Raw genomic sequence first — 19,937 nt, 5'->3', positions numbered from 1 at the left:
GCCGAGCTGGCCGAAGCCGAGGCGCGCGCCCGCCAGGGCGCCTCGCCCCAGGCCCAGGCGCGCGCGCGCGCGGTGGCCGAGGCGGAAACCATGCTCAGCTGCGCGCACTGCGGCATCTTCTTCCCGGCCTCGGAAGCGGTGCGGCGCGGCGGGCGCGACTTCTGCAGCCAGGCGCACGCCGAGCAGCCGGCGTCCTGACGTGACGGCGCGCCTGCAAGCGCTGACGGCGGCCTCGCGCGACACCTTCTGGCGCTCGCTGCAAACCCTGAACGCCACCCGCGTGGTGATCGCGCTGGTGCTGCTGGCCTACCTGAGCGTGGACAGCCGCGGCCTGCGCGGCCAGGCGCCGTATTTCTATGCCCAGGCCTGCGCCGCCTACCTGGCGCTGGCGCTGGGCTTCGCCGTGCTCACGGCCAAGCTGCGGCGCCGCTTCCTGGGCCAGCTGCTGCTGCAGATCGCCTGCGACCTGGCGCTGATCTCGCTGCTCTACCTGGGGGCCGGCGGCGCGCGCAGCGGCCTGGCCATCCTCTACCTGTTCCCGCTGGCCGGCCTGGCCATCCTGGCGCCGCTGGTGCTGGCGCTGTTTGCCGCCTCGCTGGTGGCGCTGTTCATGCTGGGCGCGGCGCTGTGGCAGATCGCCGTGCTCGACGCCGACAGCACCTTGCTGCAGGCCGGCCTGTTCGGCGCGGCCCTGCTGGCGGCGGTGCTGGTGGTGAACCGCATGGCCGCCAAGCTGATCGGGCAGGAGGAGCTGGCGGCGCGGCGCGGCGTGGAGATCGGCGTGCAGCAGTCGGTCAACCGGCTGGTGATGGCGCATATGAGCGACGGCATCGTGGTGCTGGGCACGGACGGCCAGGTGTACGCCGGCAATCCGGCCGCGCAGCAGATGCTGGGCCTGGCCGGCGACAGCGCCTTCCCGCTGGACGCGCTGCCGGCGCTGGCGCCGCTGGCGCGCGCCTACCGCGACTGGCTGGCCGACCCGGCGCTGGCCACGGCCTTCCTGACCATCAAGCCCTACACCGACCCGGCGCTGCAGGAGGTGACGGCGGCCTGGAGCGCGCGGCGCGACCTGGCGGCGCATTTGAAGGTGCGCTTCGCGCCGGTCGAGACCGAGGGCCTGGGCGTGGAGCGCAGCGTGATCTTCCTGCAGGACGTGACGGCCATCGAGAACCAGGCCCAGGACCTGAAGCTGGCCTCGATGGGGCGGCTCACGGCCAGCATCGCGCACGAGGTGCGCAACCCGTTGTCGGCCATCGGCCACGCCACGGCGCTGCTGAGCGAAGACCTGGACGGGCCGGTGCACACGCGCCTGCTCAAGATCGTGGGCGACAATGTGGCGCGCGTGAACCGCATGGTGGAGGACATCCTGCAGCTGTCGCGCAAGGCGCAGCCGCACAGCGAGCCGCTGGCGCTGGCCGGCTTCCTGGCCGAGCTGGCGGCCGAGTTCCAGGACACGCACGCGCTGGCGCCCGGCATCGTGCAGCTGGACGTGGAGGCGCTGGCGGCGCGCGCGGGCGGGGCCGGCGAGGGCGGCCAGGTGCGCTTCGACGCGCTGCACCTGCGCGAGGTGCTGCTGAACCTGCTCAACAACGCGGTGCGCTACGCCAGCGGCGGGCCGGCCAGCATCCGCCTGTTCGTGGTGGGCGGCAAGGGCCGCAGCCCGGGCCTGGAGCTGCACGTGCAGGACGACGGCCCCGGCATCACGCCCGAGGTGCGGCTGCACCTGTTCGAGCCCTTCTACACCACGTCCAGCAAGGGCACCGGCCTGGGCCTGTATCTGGCGCGCGAATTGTGCTTGAATAACGAAGCCATGCTGGACTACGAATACCGCTTCGACACGGCGGCGCAGGCCGACGGCAGCCGCAAGTCCAGCGGCCGTTTCGTGATCACGTTTGCGCGCCCGGGCGCCTGAGCCGGCCCGGACCGCCACCACCACACTATATAAGAAGGACACCATGAGTGCACCCCGCAGTTCCCCGCGCGTGCTGGTCGTCGACGATGAAGCCGACCTGCGCGAGCTGCTGGAAATCACGCTGCTCAAGATGGGGCTGGACGTGGACAGCGCGGAAAACCTGGCGCAGGCGCGCGGCTACCTGGCGCAGGCCGGCGGCGGCGCCGGCTACGCCCTGGTGCTGACCGATATGCGCCTGCCCGACGGTCTGGGGCTGGAGCTGGTGCGCGAGGTGTCGGCCAGCTGCCGCAACACGCCGATCGCCGTGGTGACCGCCTACGGCAGCGCCGACAACGCGGTGGTGGCGCTGAAGGCGGGCGCCTTCGACTACATCAGCAAGCCGGTGGCGCTGGACCAGCTGCGCGTGATGGTGCAGTCGGCGCTGCGGCTGAACGCGCCGGCCGGCGCGGCCGGGACGGGCGAGGGCGCGGGGCCGGGCGCGGCCGGCCAGCCGCCGGCCAGCCGGCTCAAGGGCGATTCGGCCGTGATCCAGGCGCTGCGCGCGCAGATCGCGCGGCTGGCGCGCTCGATGGCGCCGATCGCCATCAACGGCGAGTCCGGCAGCGGCAAGGAGCTGGCGGCGCGCGAGATCCACGCGCAAAGCTCGCGCGCGGGCCAGCCGTTTATCGCCGTCAACTGCGGCGCCATCCCCGAGGCGCTGATGGAGGCCGAGTTCTTCGGCTACCGCAAGGGCGCGTTCACCGGCGCGGCCGACGAGCGCGACGGCTTTTTCCAGGCCGCCAACGGCGGCACGCTGATGCTGGACGAGGTGGCCGACCTGCCGCTGGCCATGCAGGTCAAGCTGCTGCGCGCCATCCAGGAGCGGCGCGTGCGCAAGATAGGCGCCACGGCCGAGGAGCCGGTGGACGTGCGCATCATCAGCGCCACCCACAAGAACCTGGAGCAGCTGGTCGAGCGCGGCGCGTTCCGGCAGGATTTGTTCTACCGGCTCAATGTGATCGAGCTGAGCCTGCCGCCGCTGCGCGAGCGCCCGGACGACCTGGGCGTGCTGACCGACGCCATCCTGGCGCGGCTGGGCACCTTCGAGCAGCGCGTGGTGCTGGGGCCGGGCGTGCTGGAGGCGCTGCGCGGCTATGCCTTCCCGGGCAATGTGCGCGAGCTGGAGAATATCCTCGAGCGCGCGCTGGCCTTTGCCAACGACGGCGTGATCGAGGTGCGCGACCTGGCCCTCAAGGGCGGGCGCGCCGGCGACATGCCGCCCGGCTATGTGCCGCCGCCGGCCGAGCTGCGCCGCGAGGAGGGCGCGCCGGGGACGGCGGCGTCCGCGCCGTCGGGCTACCAGCCGCTGCCGGCCGCGGCGCCGGCCTACGCCCCGGGCGCGCTGGCGCCGGATGCGCTGCCGAGCAATCTGCCGGACTACCTGGCCCAGGTCGAGCGCGACATCATCATGCGCGCGCTGGCGCAGACCCAGTACAACCGCACCCAGGCCGCCAGCCTGCTGGGCATCAGCTTCCGCCAGCTGCGCTACCAGATGCAAAAATTGAACATCCAGGAGCCGGACGGGCTTTAGACTATAATGCTGGCCCGCCGGGTTTTTGCCAGCCCGGACGGGTCTGGATGAAGCGGCAATGTTGCGTTTACGCCAGTGCCGCAGGCGCGGCGCCCGGGGCGGGCGCGGCTGGTGCCAGGCGCCGCCGCGTGGTCGGTGAGCGCCCGCTAACCCGCTACGGCCTGAACGGCGGGGCGTCCCTAAAAGTCAACAGAAATTTCGTGCTCCAAAGCCAAATTTCCCCCTTGTCTAGACCCCACGGGCTCACTACAATTAGTGGCACAATTTGACCAGTTCACTAGATGTAGTAAAAAAACTTGGCAATCGTTCAAAGATGCTTTAGGGCAATCGACGAACTTTATTCTCACAAAACATGCGCGCAGCACGCTGCTAAACCGGGAGCTTCAATGCAATCAACTCAAGACATCACCAACAATCCGGCGCCACAAGCGCCGGCATCGGCGGGCGCAGTCAGCGGCCTGGCCACGGCTGCCAGCGCCCTGGGCGATTACCGCATCATCCGCCGCAACGGCGCGGTGGTGGCGTTCGAACCGTCCAAGATCAATGTCGCCATGACCAAGGCTTTCCTGGCCGTGCACGGCGGCCAGAGCGCCGCGTCCGCCAGTGTGCGTGAGATCGTCGAGGAGTTGACCAACGGCGTGGTGAGCGCGCTGGTGCGCCGCCAGCCGTCCGGCGGCACCTTCCATATCGAAGACGTGCAGGACCAGGTGGAACTGGCGCTGATGCGCTCGGGCCAGCACGACGTGGCGCGCGCCTACGTGCTGTACCGCGCCAAGCACATGGAGGAACGCCGCCTGAAGAAGGAATCGCAGGGCGCCGCCGCCGCCGCCGAGCCGCAGCTGAGCGTGACCGAAAACGGCGCCCGCCGTCCGCTGGTGATGCAGGAAGTGCGCGACCTGATCGCCGCCGCCTGCTCCGGCCTGGAAAAGCACGTCGACTCGGACGCCATCCTGGCCGAGACCGTGAAGAACCTGTACGACGGCGTGCCGGTCGAGGAACTGCACAAGTCCGCCATCCTGGCCGCCCGCGCGCTGATGGAAAAAGACCCGGCCTACTCGCAGGTCACCGCCCGCATCCTGCTGCACACCATCCGCAAGGAAGTGTTCGGCCATGAAGTGGCGCAGGCCAAGGCCGCCGCCGAATACCTGACCTACTTCCCGCAATACATCGCCAAGGGCATAGCAAACGAGCTGCTGGACCCCGAGCTGGCCAAGTTCGACCTGGCCAAGCTGGCCAAGGCCCTGGTGGCCGACCGCGACCTGCAGTTCGGCTACATCGGCCTGCAGACCCTGTACGACCGCTACTTCCTGCACGTGCGCGACGTGCGCATCGAGATGCCGCAGGCCTTCTACATGCGCGTGGCCATGGGCCTGGCGCTGCGCGAAGAGAACCGCGAAGCGCGCGCCATCGAGTTCTACAACCTGCTGTCGACCTTCGACTTCATGTCGTCCACCCCGACCCTGTTCAACTCGGGCACCTTGCGCTCGCAGCTGTCCTCGTGCTACCTGACCACCGTGTCGGACGACCTGGAAGGCATCTACGACGCGATCAAGGAAAACGCGCTGCTGGCCAAGTTCGCCGGCGGCCTGGGCAACGACTGGACCCCGGTGCGCGCGCTGGGCGCCCACATCAAGGGCACCAACGGCAAATCGCAGGGCGTGGTGCCCTTCCTGAAAGTGGTGAACGACACCGCCGTGGCGGTCAACCAGGGCGGCAAGCGCAAGGGCGCGGTGTGCGCCTACCTGGAAACCTGGCACATGGACATCGAGGAATTCCTCGACCTGCGCAAGAACACCGGCGACGACCGCCGCCGCACCCACGACATGAACACCGCCAACTGGATTCCGGACATGTTCATGAAGCGCGTGATGGAAAAGGGCGAGTGGACGCTGTTCTCGCCGTCCGAAGCGCCGGACCTGCACGACAAAGTGGGCAAGGCCTTCGAGCAGGCCTACCTGGGCTACGAAGCCAAGGCCGCCGCCGGCGAAATGCGCGTGTTCAAGAAGATCGCCGCGCTGGACCTGTGGCGCAAGATGCTGTCCATGCTGTTTGAAACCGGCCACCCCTGGATCACCTTCAAGGACCCGTGCAACATCCGCTCGCCGCAGTCGCACGTGGGCGTGGTGCACTCGTCCAACCTGTGCACCGAGATCACGCTGAACACCGGCCCGGACGAGATCGCCGTCTGCAACCTCGGCTCCGTCAACCTGCCGGCCCATATGAAAGAGGGCAAGCTGGACCACGTGAAGCTGCAGAAGACCATCCGCACCGCCATGCGCATGCTGGACAACGTGATCGACATCAACTACTACGCGGTCGACAAGGCCCGCAACGCCAATATGCGCCACCGTCCGGTCGGCCTGGGCGTGATGGGCTTCCAGGACTGCCTGCACATGATGCGCGTGCCGTTCTCGTCGCAGGAATGCGTGAGCTTCGCCGACACCTCGATGGAAGCGGTGTGCTACTACGCCTACCTGGCCTCGACCGAGCTGGCCGAAGAGCGCGGCCACTACGAGTCCTACAAGGGCTCGCTGTGGGACCGCGGCATCCTGCCGCAGGACTCGATCGCGCTGCTGGCCGAAGAGCGCGGCGCCGGCTACCTGGAGCAGGACCGCTCGGCCGCCATGGACTGGACCCCGGTGCGCGAGCGCATCGCCAAGTTCGGCATGCGCAACTCGAACTGCGTGGCGATCGCTCCTACCGCCACCATTTCGAACATCATCGGCGTGTCGGCCTGCATCGAACCGACCTTCCAGAACCTGTACGTGAAGTCCAACCTGTCGGGCGAGTTCACCGAGATCAACTCCTACCTGGTGCGCGACCTGAAGGCGCGCGGCCTGTGGGACGAGGTCATGATCGCCGACCTGAAATACTTCGACGGCTCGCTGGTGAAGATCGACCGCGTGCCGCAAGACCTGCGCGACATCTACGCCACCGCGTTTGAAGTCTCGCCGAGCTGGCTGGTGGAAGCGGCTTCCCGCCGCCAGAAGTGGATCGACCAGGCCCAGTCGCTGAACATCTACATGGCCGGCGCGTCGGGCAAGAAGCTGGACGAGACCTACAAGCTGGCCTGGCTGCGCGGCCTGAAGACCACCTACTACCTGCGCACCATCGCTGCGACCCACATGGAGAAATCGACCTCCAAGACCGGCGCGCTGAACGCGGTGGCCGTGGACGGCGGCGCATCTGCCAGCGCCTTGGCGGCTGCGGCCCCGGTCGCGGCGGCTCCTGCCGCCGCCGAGGAAGACGGCGCCGCCTGCTACCTGCGTCCGGGAGACGACGGTTTCGAGGAATGCGAAGCCTGCCAGTAATACAATAGGAGGACCGCGCCGCGTGCGCGGTCCGTTTGCCAATTCAAGAAGGAAATATCATGCTGTCCTGGGACGAAGACACTGCGCCTGCCGCGCAACCCCACGCACCACTCAACGCCGAAGGCACTGCCGAGCAGATCGCCCGCCGCGTGAATGCCGATGACAAGCGCGTCATCAACGGCCAGACCGACGTCAACCAGCTGGTGCCGTTCAAGTACAAATGGGCCTGGGACAAATACCTGGCCGGCTGCGCCAACCACTGGATGCCGCAGGAAGTGAACATGCAGCGCGACATCGAGCTGTGGAAGAACCCGAACGGCCTGACCGAAGACGAGCGCCGCCTGGTGAAACGCAACCTGGGCTTCTTCGTCACCGCCGACTCGCTGGCCGCCAACAACATCGTGCTGGGCACCTACCGCCACATCACGGCGCCGGAATGCCGCCAGTACCTGCTGCGCCAGGCCTTCGAGGAAGCCATCCACACCCACGCCTACCAGTACATCGTGGAGTCGCTGGGCCTGGACGAGCAGGAAATCTTCAACGCCTACAATGAAGTGAAGTCGATCCGCGACAAGGACGAGTTCCTGATTCCGTTCATCAACACGCTGACCGACCCGGCTTTCACCACCGGCACCGTGGAAAACGACCAGAAGCTGCTGAAATCGCTGATCGTGTTCGCCTGCCTGATGGAAGGCCTGTTCTTCTACGTCGGCTTCACCCAGATCCTGGCGCTGGGCCGCCAGAACAAGATGATGGGCGCCGCCGAGCAATACCAGTACATCCTGCGCGACGAGTCCATGCATTGCAATTTCGGCATCGACCTGATCAACACCATCAAGATGGAAAATCCGCTGCTGTGGACGCCTGCCTTCAAGGAAGAGATCAAGGGCCTGTTCCTGAAGGCCGTGGAGCTGGAATACGCTTACGCGGAAGACACCATGCCGCGCGGCGTGCTGGGCCTGAACGCGGCCATGTTCAAGGGCTACCTGCGCTTCATCGCCAACCGCCGTGCTACCCAGATCGGCCTGGAAACGCTGTTCGACCAGCCTGAGAATCCATTCCCATGGATGAGCGAGATGATCGATATGAAGAAGGAACGCAACTTCTTCGAGACCCGCGTCACCGAATACCAGACCGGCGGCGCCCTGAACTGGGACTGATCCGTTTCTGCTCCACCCGAAACCCGGCCGCGCGCCGGGTTTTTTCATGGGGGCGCGGTGAGCCCGCGCAGCCCCCTCTGCCTAACATGTCGAATTTGTGTGCCTAATTCTGCCTAATTGCGCCTAAAACGAACTTTTTCTTTTCGCCGCTGTCAAATAGACAGGAATAGGCGAAACGAGGCAAGATTAGACAGGGGAATTAGTATGGATAGGCAGAGGGATTTCGCAGGCATACCACCTGCGGCGCACATCGAATTGCGCGACTACCTGCGCACTTCCGGCAGTACGCTGAGCGTATCCGAGGCGCTCAGGCTGGCCATCAAGCACTGGATCGCCGCGCAGCGCGCAGCCGCAGAGCCGGTGTGCGGCTATCAATGGAAGCAGTTGTTCTTACCCTCCGGCAGCTTGATCCGGATGCGTCACGGCGAGCAAAGCTACGTCGCCGAGGTGATGGGCGACGAGCTGCTCTATCAAGGCATGCCGGTCTCGCCACGGCAGTTCACCCTCATGGTAGCAGGCCACGGCCGCAACGCATGGCGCGACGTCTGGGTGCGGCTGAACGGCGAGCGAAACTGGACCCAGGCCATCCGGCTGCGGCGGGCGCTGGAGCAGCGGCCCGTGGCGCAATCCCCGGTTGAGGCAATGGCCGCCGCTGCCCGTACCATGAGCGACGCTCTGCAAACCACGCTTGCCCTTGTTGAGCACGTTCATCACCAAGCTTCGCTGCGGCCTGAACAACGCATTCCCAAGCGCCGTAGGCAGGAGGACATGATGCTGGACGAGTGATTCCACGCCGGAGTTCCGTATCGAAGGCAACCACACCACGCTGGCGGACTACGTGGAGTCGGCCGTCGAAGGCCGTACGCAGGACAGTGGCACGCTGTGTGAGATCTCCAATATAGAAGAGACCATGCAAGATATAGAGCGGACCGTCGAGCCGGGCAGTCCGCTCAGCGAGCGCTTCATGCGCGAGCTGCACAGCATGGCCGCGTGGTCCGTCTGCTGACCTATGCGCTACTAATTAAGTACGCAAGCTCGACCGCCTCCGACTACGGCTACCTCCAGGAAAAAATCCTCGTCCCGGCGCTGGCCGTGTCGCGCGAGCGCGGCCTGATTGCGGCGGACGAGCACACCGTGCTGCTGGCCGTCATGAAGTTGAAGACCGCCAAGTCGGCCGACCTCTCCGCCAGCATGCCCGCGCTGGGCGATGAAGGCTTCATCCCCGCCGCGCTGAACTAGCCGGCGGCGGCGATGGCTTCGATCTCTATCATCGCCTCCGGCGCGTACAGCGCCGCCACTTCCACGATGGTGTCGGCCGGGTAGGGCGGCGCGAGCCACTGGCGGCGCAGCGCGACGATCTTGCCGAAGTGCCGCATCGAGGTCAGGTAGATGGTCACCTCGATGACGCGCCGCAAGCTCGACCCGCCCGCCACCAGCACCCGCTCCAGGTTGCGGAACGCCTGCGACAGCAGGTAGGGCGCGTAGGGATCGGGCGTGGTATGGATCTGTTCCAGCTGCATGGCATCTCCTTCAATGACTGAGTTAAAATGAACTGAAGCACATTATGTGTACGCCGCTCCATGGCGGCAAACGATCATTCCTCACCATATAGGTGAGCAAAACTAATCCGTAGCCACGATGAGAAAACTGCCCGCCATCGGCGCGCTGCGCGTGTTCGAAGCGGCCGCGCGCCGCCTCAGCTTCAAGGACGCGGCCGAGGAGCTGAACGTCACGCCCACCGCCGTCAGCCACCAGATCAAGCACCTCGAGCAGGCCATCGGCGTCGAGCTGTTCGAGCGCGGCCCGCGCCGCGTCACCCTCACCGCCGCCGGCCGCCAGCTTTTCCCCACCTTGCGCGACGGCTTCGACAGCATCGAGCGCGCCATCGAGCAGCTGGTGCGCGCGCAGGGTGCGCAGGTGGCGCGCCTGTCCTCCACCGTCGCCTTCATGGCGCGCCGCCTGGCCACCCGCGCCGGCTCCTTCCGCGATGCCTACCCCGACTGGACCCTGCGCCTGGACGCGTCCAACGAGCTGGTCGACCTCGACGCCGATGCCGACGCCGCCATCCGCTACGGCAGCGGCCTCTATCCCGGCCTGCTGGTCGAGCACTTGTTCGAGGACCGCTTCGCGCCCGTGTGCAGTCCGTTGCTCAACATCCGCAGCATGCGCGAGCTGCGCCGCGCCACGCTGATCCACTTCGAGTGGGGCGAGGCGGTGCGCGGCGACGAGCGCGCGGTCGAGTGGCGCCAGTGGCTGGCCGCCGCCGGCGCGGCCGGCATCGACGCCGACACCGGCGTGTCCTTCAGCGAGGAACTGCACGCCGTGCAAGCGGCCATCGCGGGCCAGGGCATCGGCCTGCTTAGCCTGACTTTGGTGGAGGAGGAACTGGCTGCGGGCGTGCTGGTGCAGCCGTTCGACTTGTCGCTCGCCAGCTTCCGCTACGACCTGGTGTACAGCGCGCGCGCGTCTGCGCGGCCGGCCACGACGGTGCTGCGGCATTGGGTGCGCGAGCACTTCAGTGCGCACTGATCAGCACTCGAAAGTGAGAGCCCAAATGCGCGCCGAAGCGCACCTGTGCGCGCAAGGCTTCCTTGGCCGCGCATCGAAAAAACGCGCGCGCATTTTTTCAATTCGCGCACGCGCGTGATCGTGATCGGCGACGCACCGCGCGCGAAAAAATCGGCGCGCAGCGTCCGCATTTGATGAACTAATGTGCGATAGCGCGCCTATCGTGCAAAAAAGAGTGCGAAAGTGAGTTGTGCCGGTTGCGCACCGACAAGGTTTTCGTGTAATTTACGAGATTGAATTTGCGTGATTTTTTTTGTGCGGTTTTTTGAGCCGCGCGCGCCCGCAAAACGATCAACAAAATGGGATTCGAGACACGCACGAGTATGCACAAGACCACACCGTTTTTGCGATGACCGCCTCGCCTGGCAATGTCCAGGCCGGGCGGTTTTTTCTTCAAAAATCAAAAACGTGATGTGGCTGCGATGGGGAGCACCGGTGCTGAACACACGCCCGCCACCCGCCAACATCGTAACAAGATTTAGTGCGCCGGCTGTTCCGTGAACGCCGGCGTCGGGGCTGAAGCGCTGCAAACGTGAGGAGTTGCAGCAGTTCAGCTGGTGCCGAATTCATTAGCGCAAACCATCCGTTTGCGCCGATGAATAATTCGCCTGGCCAGGGGGCCGGACGGGTTTTAATCTTGTGCGTAATTCTCATCTCTAGATGAAGGAGAGACCAAAATGGCTACAGCGAAAGCAAAGAAAGAAGTAAAGAAACCAGCGGCTAAAGCAGCCGCTGCCACCAAACCGGTTGCCAAGAAAGCCGCCGCGAAACCAGCCGCCAAGGCCGTGGTAAAAGCTGCCGCTAAACCAGCAGCCAAGCCAGCAGCGAAAAAAGCCGCCGCCAAACCGGCAGCCAAACCAGCGGTGAAAAAAGCCGCCGCTAAACCAGCAGCCAAGCCAGCAGCGAAGAAGGCCGCCGCCAAACCAGCAGCCAAGCCAGTCGCGAAAAAAGCCGCAGCGAAACCAGCAGCCAAGCCAGCAGCGAAAGCAGCAGCCAAGCCAGTAGCGAAGAAGGCCGCCGCCAAGCCAGCAGCGAAGAAAGCCGCCGCCAAGCCGGCAGCCAAGCCGGCAGCGAAGAAGGCCGCCGCCAAACCAGCAGCCAAGCCAGCAGCGAAGAAAGCCGCCGCCAAGCCAGCCGCTAAGCCAGCAGCGAAGAAAGCCGCCGCTAAACCAGCAGCCAAGCCAGCAGCGAAAAAAGCCGCCGCCAAGCCAGCCGCTAAACCAGCAGCGAAGAAAGCCGCCGCTAAACCAGCAGCCAAACCAGCTGCAAAAAAAGCCGCCGCCAAACCAGCAGCCAAGCCAGCCGCCAAGAAAGCCGCTGCCAAGCCAGCGGCTAAACCGGCCGCCAAAAAAGCTGCCGCTAAACCAGCAGCCAAACCAGCCGCGAAAGCCGCTGCTAAACCAGCCGCCAAGCCAGCCGCCAAACCAGCAGCAGCCAAGCCTGCGGCGAAAGGCGTCGCCAAGCCAGCAGCAAAAAAGGCGGTTAAGGCAGTTGCCAAGCCGGCAGCTGCCCCGGTAGCAGCCGCTCCGGCCGCGCCAGCTCCAGTAGTGGCCAAGCCGGCCGCGAAAAAGCCAGCCGCGCCGAAAGCTGCCGCCCCTAAGAAGGAAGCCGCCAAGCCTGTCGCCGCTGCTGCTCCTGCCGCCGCCGCACCGGCTGCCGCACCAGCCGCCAAGACCGCGCCTACCCCGGCCGCCGCCTGGCCATTCCCGACCAGCACCCGTCCATCCTGAGCTGAGTCGTCGCTAGCCTTATGAGGCAAGGCCGCTGTGTGAGACAATCACACAGCGGTTTTTTTATGGAGGGAGCCCGTGCTTAGTATCGTCATGCTGATAGTGGACACCGTCGCCGGTTTGCTCGGCGCTGTCCTGTTGTTGCGTTTCTGGATGCAAGCCATCCGCGTGCGTCCGCCGTCGTCGGTGGCGCAATTCACTTTCCAATTATCCGACTGGCTGGTGCGCCCCCTGCGCCGGGTGGTCCCGGGGGTGGGCGGCTTCGACTGGGCCAGCCTGATCGGCGCCTTCCTGATCGTGTTCCTGGCCACCTCGGTGCTGTTCTTCGTCGGCGCCGCGTGGCAGACCGTGCTGCTGGCGGCGCTGTACCGCTTCCTGCAGTGGATACTGTACGGCTTCATGGCCATGCTGGTGATCGAAGCCATCTTCAGCTGGGTCAACCCGCACGCGCCGCTGGCACCCTTCATCCGCGCCCTCAACGAGCCGCTGCTGCGCCCCCTGCGCAAGGTGGTGCCGCTGGTGGGCAATCTCGACCTGTCGCTGCTGGTGGCCCTGATCCTGCTGCAGATCGCGCAGCTGGTGCTGGGCATGCTGTTCGGCCGATAAAAAAAGTGCGGCTCGCGCCGCACCTGCATCTTGTCACTGCGTAGGGCGGGTTAGGCCAAAGGCCGTAACCCGCCATTTTTTTTATTCGTAACGGTAGCCGAACGCCGCCTCGAAGCGCTCGCCGATCTGCGCCTTGGTCAGCACGTGGTTCTGCGCGCCCTTGTGCGCGATCTTGATCGCGCCCAGCAGGCTGGCCAGGCGGCCGGTGGTTTCCCAGTTCAGGCCATGCGTGATGCCGTACAGCAGACCCGCGCGGTAAGCGTCGCCGCAACCGGTCGGGTCCAGCACCGCTTCGGCCGTCACGGCCGGAATGGCGATGCGCTGGCCGCCGGTGTAGATCTCCGAACCCTGCTCGCCGCGCGTGACGATCAGCGCCTCCAGGCGGCCGGCGATGTCCTGCAAGGTCAGGCCGGTCTTCGACATCAGCAGCTCGATCTCATAGTCGTTGCAGGTCACATAGGTGGCCTTGTCGATAAAGGCGATCAGCTGTTCGCCGTTAAACATCGGCATCTGCTGGCCCGGATCGAACATGAAGGGGATGTCCAGCGCGGCCAGGTCGTCGGCGTGCTTGAGCATGCCCAGGTGGCCGTCGGGCGAAATGATGGCCACGCGCGCCGGGCCGGCGTTGGCCACCGGGTTCTCGTGCGCGAAGGACATGGCGCCCGGGTGGAAGGCGTTGATCTGGTTGTTCTCGCTGTCGGCCGTCACGAAGCACTGCGCCGTGTAGGCGTCGCCCTTGATCAGGATGTTGGCGGTGGAGATGCCCAGCTTCTGCAGGCGCGCCAGGTAAGGGCCGCTGTCCTGGCCCATCACGCCGACGATGCGGCCTTCGCCGCCCAGCAGCTTGAGGTTGTAGGCGATATTGCCGGAGCAGCCGCCGAACTCGGTGCGCATGGTCGGCACCAGGAAGGACACGTTCACCTTGTGCAGCTGGTCGGCCAGCAGGCTGTCGGCGAAGCGGCCTTCATGCTGCATGATGAAGTCGATGGCGAGCGATCCGCAGATCAGGGAGGTCTGGTTCATGATAGGTTCTTATGGATAGAAAACAGCGATGTGATAGCCCGATGCCTTGACCTGGGCTAGTTCGAAATACAGCTTCACGGATTGTTCGGAGCGCGGCGCAAAGCCCTTGGCGAGGTCCGCCGCGCCGGCGGCGTTGCCAGCGGCGGCCGCCGGCGCCAGGTAGTCGCGCGGCGCGAACACGCGCCGCAGCACGGGCTTGCCGGCGTCGTCGTTCAGTATCAGCTCGATGTGCGGCCAGGCCTGCGCGGTGCGCGCGCCGTTGCGCAAGGTGGTGGTGAAACTGAAGACGTTCTCGGCCAGGGTCTGCAGCTCGCCCTGTTCGATGCTGAGCGCGTCGATCTGCGCCGGCAGGTCCACCGTGCAGCCGGCCAGCGCGCAGGCCGACACCAGCGCCGGCTTGAGCGAGGGCACGGCGGCGGCCAGCGGGTTGCGGAAGGTGCCCAGCACCTGCGCGGCCAGCGCGGCCAGCAGCAGCGGCACGCCGAGCGCCATGGCGACGCGGGCCGCCTTGCCCACCTGCTTGCGGCGCCGGTCGCGCTTGACGAAGCCGGGTTCGTCGTCGTCCGCGCCGTCCGCATCGCGGCCGGTCTGGCCGGCGGAGACCGGCGTGGCGGGGCCGGTGGCGGCGGCTGCGGCGGCCGTGGCGGCGCTGGAGAGCGTGACAACGTCGTCATCGTCGTCCTCGCCGGCGGCGCCGGGTTCGATGCGGTGCTCTGCGCTGTCGGAGCGTTCCTCGCTGCGGGGCGGGAAGGCGTCCAGTTCGAAACTGTCGTGCAGCGCGACGGCGGTCAGGTGCTCGTCGGGCAGATCCAGCGTTGGCTCGCGGCGGCCGTCGGCGTCTTCCAGCGGCGCATCCAGGCGGTCTTCATGATCGACGCGGTCTTCATCGTCCAGCGCGGACAGGGGCGGGTATTCAGGGCGCGGCGGCTCGGCCTCCGGCGCCGGCAGCGCATCATCGGATGCCTCTTCCTCGGCGGCGGGCGCGGCGTCGACGGCCTCCGGAACCGGCTCGTCCTCGGGCTCGGCGCCCGGCTCGGTGTCCAGCTCCACGTCCAAGTCGAGGTCCAGGTCGAAGGCCTCGTCGCCGGGCATGACGGGGGCAGGGGCCGGCTCAGGGGCCGGCTCGGCCTCCAGCTCCAGCTCCCCGTCCTCGGCGCGCGCGTCGAGCGTGGTGATCAGGGCGTCGAGTTCAGGGGAGGAGGTGGGCGCCGGAGTGGGCGCCGCTGGCAGATCAATAATGACGGGCTGCTTGAGCGCCGGCTCCACCAGCGCGGCATTGCCGTCGAAGACTTCATTGCAGGCGCCGCAGCGCACTATGCCCCCACGTAATTTCAACTGGTCGTGGGCGACCCGAAATATCGTGTTGCAGTGGGGGCATTTGGTGGCGAGCGCCATCGGGCTAGCGCGAGCTTAGCGGGCCGGAGGAACAGTGTCGCTGCCCAGCACGCCGTGCAGCGCAACCCAGCCGTCCAGCTCAGCCCACACGCCCAGCTTGATGAACGGCGCATACGCGGCCGCCACTTCCTCGGCCTGGCGCGCCAGCACGCCCGACAGGATCAGCGAACCGCCGTCGGCCACGCGGCCCGACAGCATCGGCGCCATCAGCTTCAATGGGCTCGACAGGATATTGGCCACCACCGTGTCGAAGCGCGCCGTGGCGTGCGCCGACGCGGCAAATGCGTCCGGCAGGAAGTACGCGATCTCGCCGACCTGGTTGCGCTGCGCGTTGTCGCGCGCCGACTCGATCGCCTGCGGATCGATATCCACGCCCGCCACCGTGCCCGCGCCCAGCTTCCTGGCCACCATGGCCAGAATGCCCGAACCGCAGCCATAGTCCAACACCGTCTTGCCCGGCGCAGGATGCGCTTCCAGCCACTCCATGCACAATCGCGTGGTCGGATGCGAACCGGTGCCGAAGGCCAGGCCCGGGTCCAGCTCCAGGATCAGCGCATTGGCGTCCGGCGCCTCGTGCCAGCTCGGCACCACCCAGATGTTCTTGCCGATGTGGATGGGCTCGAACTGCGACTGCGTCAAGCGCACCCAGTCCTGCTCCTCCACGCCGCGCAGCGTGAACTTCGGCACTTCGGCCAGGCTGATGGCGGCGGCCGCTTCGGCCACGATGGCCGCCTGGTCGGCGTCCTCGCCGGTCAGCGCCACCACGCGGGAATGGTCCCACGCCGCCTCTTCCGGCTCCATGCCCGGCTCGCCGAACAGGGGCTTCTCGGCGTCCGTGCCTTCATCGGCATCTTCCACCGAGACGGACAGGGCGCCCGCTTCCATCAGCGCGTCCGACAGCGCCTCGGCATGGTCGCGTGCGACCTCGATGACGATTTCTACGTAGTTCATGCGCCCGCCTTAGGCATCGCTGCCAGTTTCTGTTCCAGGTAATGGATGTTGGTGCCGCCTTCGATAAAGCGCGCGTCCACCATCAGTTCGCGGTGCAGCGGGATGTTGGTCTGGATGCCCTCGACCACCATTTCCGACAGCGCGATCTGCATGCGGCGGATGGCCTGCTCGCGGGTGGCGCCGTAGGTGATGACCTTGCCGATCATCGAATCATAATGCGGCGGCACATAGTAGCCGGCATAAGCGTGCGAATCGACGCGCACGCCGGGACCGCCCGGCGCGTGCCAGGAGGTGATGCGGCCTGGCGACGGCGTAAACTTGAACGGGTCTTCGGCGTTGATGCGGCACTCGATCGAATGGCCGGCCAGCATCACGTCGCGCTGGCGGAAGCGCAGCTTCTCGCCGGCGGCGATGCGGATCTGCTCCTGCACGATGTCGATGCCGGTGATCATTTCCGTCACCGGATGCTCCACCTGCACGCGGGTGTTCATCTCGATGAAGTAGAACTCGCCGTTCTCATACAGGAACTCGAAGGTGCCCGCGCCGCGGTAGCCGATCTTGCGGCACGCTTCGGCGCAGCGGTCGCCGATCTTCTCGATCAGCTTGCGCGGAATGCCCGGCGCCGGCGCTTCCTCGATCACCTTCTGGTGGCGGCGCTGCATCGAGCAGTCGCGCTCGCCCAGCCAGACGGCGTTCTTGTGCTCGTCGGCCAGGATCTGGATCTCCACGTGGCGCGGATTCTCCAGGTATTTCTCCATGTAGACTTCCGGATTGCCGAACGCGGCGCCGGCTTCCGCCTTGGTCATCTGCACCGCGTTGATCAGGGCCGCCTCGGTGTGCACCACGCGCATGCCGCGTCCGCCGCCGCCGCCGGCCGCCTTGATAATGACCGGGTAGCCGACCTTGCGCGCGATCTGCACGATGGCTTTCGGGTCGTCCGGCAGCGCGCCGTCCGAACCGGGCACGCAGGGCACGCCGGCCTTGATCATGGCTTGCTTGGCCGACACCTTGTCGCCCATCATGCGGATCGACTCGGCGCGCGGGCCGATGAACACGAAGCCGGATTTCTCCACGCGCTCGGCGAAGTTGGCGTTCTCCGACAGGAAGCCGTAGCCCGGATGGATGGCCTCGGCGTCGGTCACTTCAGCAGCGCTGATAATGGCCGGCATGTTCAGATAGCTCAGGGCGGAGGAGGCCGGGCCGATGCAGACCGACTCGTCGGCCAGCTTCACGTACTTGGCGTCCTTGTCGGCTTCGGAGTGGACCACCACCGTCTTGATGCCCATTTCTCGGCAGGCGCGCTGAATGCGCAGCGCGATTTCACCGCGGTTGGCAATGAGGATTTTTTCAAACATGGCAGGTTCTGTGTTTGTGGGGAGCGGCTGCTCCAGGATGAGAGAGTGCGGAAGATCGGAGCGGCCGGCGGATGCGTCCACGGCCGCGGGTCCGATTTAGCCGATCACAAACAGGGGTTGGCCGAACTCGACCGGCTGGCCGTTTTCCACCAGGATCTGGGTCACAACGCCGGACACGTCCGCGTCGATTTCGTTGAGCAGCTTCATCGCTTCGATGATGCACAGGGTGTCGCCTTCCTTGATGGACTGGCCCACTTCGACGAAGGCCGCCGCGCCGGGGGCGGACGAACGGTAGAAGGTGCCCACCATGGGCGACTTGACCACGTGGCCGGTAGGCTCAGCGGGGGCAGCCGGGACGCTGGCGACCGGGGCCGGCGCCATCGGCGCGGCGGCGTGCTGGTATTGTGGCTGCATGCCTTGCGGCTGCATCATCACCACTTGGTTTTGCGGCATGGCCGACGATTTGACGATGCGTACCTTGCTCTCGCCTTCCGTCACTTCCAGCTCCGCGATATCCGATTCAGCGACCAGGTCTATCAACGTCTTGAGCTTGCGTAGATCCATCTGAGACTCCCTGTGTATCTTTGTTATGTGATTGTGGGCAGCAAGCCTTTGTGGGGCGTCGCCGCGATAAATGCGCGCAGATCGCGTAGATTAACGGATTTTAAGGGCAAAGTCGATGGCTAAGCGATACCCGTCTATGCCCAGTCCGCAGATCGTTCCTTGCGCGACCGCGCTGAGAAATGAATGGTGGCGGAATTCCTCGCGCCGGTAAATGTTCGAAATATGGACTTCAATAAACGGTATCGCCACCCCGGCCAGCGCATCGCGCAGGGCCACGCTGGTGTGCGTCAAACCACCCGGATTAATCACGATGGCGTCCACCCCCTCGCCGCGCGCGGCGTGGATGCGGTCGATCAGCGCGCCCTCGTGGTTGCTCTGGAAACTGGCCAGCTCCGCGCCAGCCGCCGCCGCCTGCGCCTGCGCCGCCCGTTCCACGTCGGCCAGCGTGTCATGGCCATACACTTCGGGCTCGCGCGTCCCCAGCAAATTCAGGTTGGGGCCATTCAGCAACAGGAGTTTTTTTGCCATGTGTCCAGACCAATTTCCGCGAAAGTTTCGCATTTTGCCGTCAACAGCGACCCTTGGCAAGTAAAAATATATTGCCGATTTTCTTACATACTTGCAAGATCTGCACGCAGCTCATCGAACTTCAGGCGGCCCAGATAGGTCTTTTTCACCTGGCCGTTGGCGCCTATCAGCACGGTAAACGGCAGGCCGCCATGGGCGTTGCCCAGCTGGCGCGACAAATCCGTGCCGCTCATGCCGCCCACGTACACAGGATAGGCGATTTTGTGTTTTTCCGCGAATTCGGCGATGTTTGAGGGGCTATCGATGCCGATGCCGATGATTTGCAGGCCCTTGCCGGCCTGCTCGCCCTGCAGCGCGGACAGTTCCGGCATCTCTTCCACGCAGGGACCGCACCAGGTGGCCCAGAAGTTGACCACCAGCGGCTTGCCCTGCCATTGCGCCAGCGCCTGCTCCACGCCCTTGCCGTCCTTCAGCTTCTGCTGGAACAGCGCCGCCACCGGGGCCGCCAGCGGCGCGCCCGGCGCCGCAGCCACGGCGGCAGGCTGCTTGTTGTGCAGGCTGGCCCACACGCCGGCGCCGCCGCAGGCGATAGCAATCGCGGCATATACGAGATAGTTCTTTTTCGACATTATGTTTCTTGGTGAGTACTCATTATTAATAGCGCGCGCACGCCGGCGATGTCGGCGCGCAACGGTTTGCCGTCGCTGCGGGCCTTCAGCGCGCCGCGCATATCGTCCAGTTCATACAGCGCCGCGTGCACGCCCTCCTTGTGCCACAGGAAGCTGACCGTCTCCACCGGCTCGTAGCGCGGCCCCTTGAAGTGCGGCGTTTCCGACAAGTCGATATTGACGTTCTTATTTAACAAGAAGATCTCCACTTCCTTGGCGCTGTCGGCAAACAGCTGCAAATGGATGTCATCGTGCGGCCCGGCGGTGCCGTTCAGCACGGCGCCGGTCAGGAAGGGATTGTACTGCTCCAGCGCTTCCATCACCTGCAGCGCTACCGTGCGCAGGCGGAACAGGCGGGCCGGCTGGGTGTCCGCGTTGAACAGCGCGTGGTACAGCCGCACCTCGTCCTCGATCTGGTGGTTGTCCGGCAGCACGCCGGTGTTGGCGCTGGCCTGTTCGCCCAGCACCTGGCGCGCCGCCTTGCGCTTGGCCGTGCCGTAGTCGGCGCCGTCGGCCGCGATCAGGCGCGCGGCGGCCGCCGCGATCTGCGCGCGCAATAGCTGAATGTCATCGTTTGGGGGAGGCGTCATGTCCGA

Annotated in this window: 20 protein-coding genes; 10 read left to right on the top strand and 10 right to left on the bottom strand. The window is 65.9% G+C overall.

Annotated features, from left to right (window positions below; translation table 11 throughout):
• The 7 genes from GTP77_RS19840 to GTP77_RS19810 all read left to right on the top strand — a co-directional run.
• Window positions 1-198: PP0621 family protein (locus tag GTP77_RS19840; protein WP_161073873.1), on the top strand; the 198-nt coding region annotated here is incomplete at its 5' end.
• A 1-nt stretch (window position 199) separates the two neighbouring features.
• The gene (locus tag GTP77_RS19835; protein ID WP_161073872.1) at window positions 200-1,912 is read left to right on the top strand and encodes a sensor histidine kinase; all 1,713 of its coding nucleotides are present in this window, start codon (window positions 200-202) and stop codon (window positions 1,910-1,912) included.
• Window positions 1,913-1,955: 43 nt separating this feature from the next.
• Complete coding sequence (locus GTP77_RS19830) at window positions 1,956-3,482, top strand: sigma-54-dependent transcriptional regulator (RefSeq protein ID WP_161073871.1); 1,527 nt, start codon at window positions 1,956-1,958, stop codon at window positions 3,480-3,482.
• Window positions 3,483-3,868: 386 nt separating this feature from the next.
• Window positions 3,869-6,793 (top strand): ribonucleoside-diphosphate reductase subunit alpha, encoded by a 2,925-nt coding sequence (locus GTP77_RS19825; protein WP_161073870.1) that lies wholly within the window; start codon window positions 3,869-3,871, stop codon window positions 6,791-6,793.
• A gap of 59 nt (window positions 6,794-6,852) precedes the next feature.
• Window positions 6,853-7,953 carry a ribonucleotide-diphosphate reductase subunit beta gene (locus tag GTP77_RS19820; RefSeq protein WP_187358778.1) on the top strand — a complete coding sequence of 367 codons (1,101 nt, stop codon included), beginning with the start codon at window positions 6,853-6,855 and terminating at the stop codon, window positions 7,951-7,953.
• Between the two features lie 255 nt (window positions 7,954-8,208).
• On the top strand, window positions 8,209-8,739 hold the full coding sequence (locus GTP77_RS19815; RefSeq protein ID WP_228893835.1) for a hypothetical protein: 531 nt from the start codon (window positions 8,209-8,211) through the stop codon (window positions 8,737-8,739).
• A gap of 204 nt (window positions 8,740-8,943) precedes the next feature.
• Window positions 8,944-9,192, top strand: coding sequence for a hypothetical protein (locus GTP77_RS19810; RefSeq protein ID WP_161073868.1), 249 nt, complete (start codon window positions 8,944-8,946; stop codon window positions 9,190-9,192).
• Here the strand turns inward: GTP77_RS19810 and GTP77_RS19805 are convergent.
• Window positions 9,189-9,473, bottom strand: a complete 285-nt coding sequence (locus GTP77_RS19805; RefSeq protein WP_161073867.1) for a RidA family protein — start codon at window positions 9,471-9,473, stop codon at window positions 9,189-9,191. The genes GTP77_RS19810 and GTP77_RS19805 overlap by 4 nt on opposite strands.
• Window positions 9,474-9,591: 118 nt before the next feature.
• Between GTP77_RS19805 and GTP77_RS19800 the strand changes: the two genes are divergently transcribed.
• A complete protein-coding gene (locus tag GTP77_RS19800; RefSeq protein WP_161073866.1) occupies window positions 9,592-10,482 on the top strand; it encodes a LysR substrate-binding domain-containing protein in 891 nt (296 codons plus the stop codon).
• A gap of 197 nt (window positions 10,483-10,679) precedes the next feature.
• On the opposite strand, the gene GTP77_RS19795 is transcribed toward GTP77_RS19800, so the two are convergent.
• Window positions 10,680-11,051: a hypothetical protein gene (locus tag GTP77_RS19795; RefSeq protein ID WP_161073865.1), complete on the bottom strand. Its 372-nt coding sequence runs from the start codon at window positions 11,049-11,051 to the stop codon at window positions 10,680-10,682.
• Window positions 11,052-11,198: 147 nt separating this feature from the next.
• Between GTP77_RS19795 and GTP77_RS19790 the strand changes: the two genes are divergently transcribed.
• The gene (locus GTP77_RS19790) at window positions 11,199-12,251 is read left to right on the top strand and encodes a transcriptional regulator (protein ID WP_161073864.1); all 1,053 of its coding nucleotides are present in this window, start codon (window positions 11,199-11,201) and stop codon (window positions 12,249-12,251) included.
• Window positions 12,252-12,344: 93 nt separating this feature from the next.
• A complete protein-coding gene (locus GTP77_RS19785) occupies window positions 12,345-12,857 on the top strand; it encodes a YggT family protein (protein ID WP_161073883.1) in 513 nt (170 codons plus the stop codon).
• 81 nt (window positions 12,858-12,938) lie between these two features.
• On the opposite strand, the gene GTP77_RS19780 is transcribed toward GTP77_RS19785, so the two are convergent.
• From GTP77_RS19780 to GTP77_RS19745, 8 genes are all read right to left on the bottom strand, one after another.
• Window positions 12,939-13,880 (bottom strand): carbohydrate kinase family protein, encoded by a 942-nt coding sequence (locus GTP77_RS19780; RefSeq protein ID WP_161073863.1) that lies wholly within the window; start codon window positions 13,878-13,880, stop codon window positions 12,939-12,941.
• 9 nt (window positions 13,881-13,889) lie between these two features.
• Window positions 13,890-15,275: a DUF3426 domain-containing protein gene (locus GTP77_RS19775; RefSeq protein WP_228893832.1), complete on the bottom strand. Its 1,386-nt coding sequence runs from the start codon at window positions 15,273-15,275 to the stop codon at window positions 13,890-13,892.
• A 15-nt stretch (window positions 15,276-15,290) separates the two neighbouring features.
• Window positions 15,291-16,226 carry a 50S ribosomal protein L11 methyltransferase gene (gene prmA, locus GTP77_RS19770; protein ID WP_161073861.1) on the bottom strand — a complete coding sequence of 312 codons (936 nt, stop codon included), beginning with the start codon at window positions 16,224-16,226 and terminating at the stop codon, window positions 15,291-15,293.
• Window positions 16,223-17,581: an acetyl-CoA carboxylase biotin carboxylase subunit gene (gene accC / locus GTP77_RS19765; protein WP_161073860.1), complete on the bottom strand. Its 1,359-nt coding sequence runs from the start codon at window positions 17,579-17,581 to the stop codon at window positions 16,223-16,225. Before accC ends, prmA begins: the two co-directional genes overlap by 4 nt.
• Window positions 17,582-17,677: 96 nt before the next feature.
• Complete coding sequence (gene accB / locus GTP77_RS19760; protein ID WP_161073859.1) at window positions 17,678-18,145, bottom strand: acetyl-CoA carboxylase biotin carboxyl carrier protein; 468 nt, start codon at window positions 18,143-18,145, stop codon at window positions 17,678-17,680.
• A gap of 90 nt (window positions 18,146-18,235) precedes the next feature.
• Window positions 18,236-18,673: a type II 3-dehydroquinate dehydratase gene (gene aroQ, locus GTP77_RS19755; protein ID WP_161073858.1), complete on the bottom strand. Its 438-nt coding sequence runs from the start codon at window positions 18,671-18,673 to the stop codon at window positions 18,236-18,238.
• A gap of 83 nt (window positions 18,674-18,756) precedes the next feature.
• Entirely contained in the window at window positions 18,757-19,302 is a 546-nt protein-coding gene (locus GTP77_RS19750; RefSeq protein ID WP_161073857.1) for a TlpA family protein disulfide reductase, read from the bottom strand.
• Window positions 19,302-19,931 carry a hypothetical protein gene (locus GTP77_RS19745; protein ID WP_161073856.1) on the bottom strand — a complete coding sequence of 210 codons (630 nt, stop codon included), beginning with the start codon at window positions 19,929-19,931 and terminating at the stop codon, window positions 19,302-19,304. Before GTP77_RS19745 ends, GTP77_RS19750 begins: the two co-directional genes overlap by 1 nt.
• Window positions 19,932-19,937 lie beyond the last annotated feature (6 nt).

The sequence above is a fragment of the Pseudoduganella aquatica genome, from assembly GCF_009857595.1.
Taxonomy (GTDB): domain Bacteria; phylum Pseudomonadota; class Gammaproteobacteria; order Burkholderiales; family Burkholderiaceae_D; genus Rugamonas; species Rugamonas aquatica_A.
Note: the sequence above shows the minus strand (reverse complement) of the source record. Positions and strands in the feature narration are given on the sequence as shown.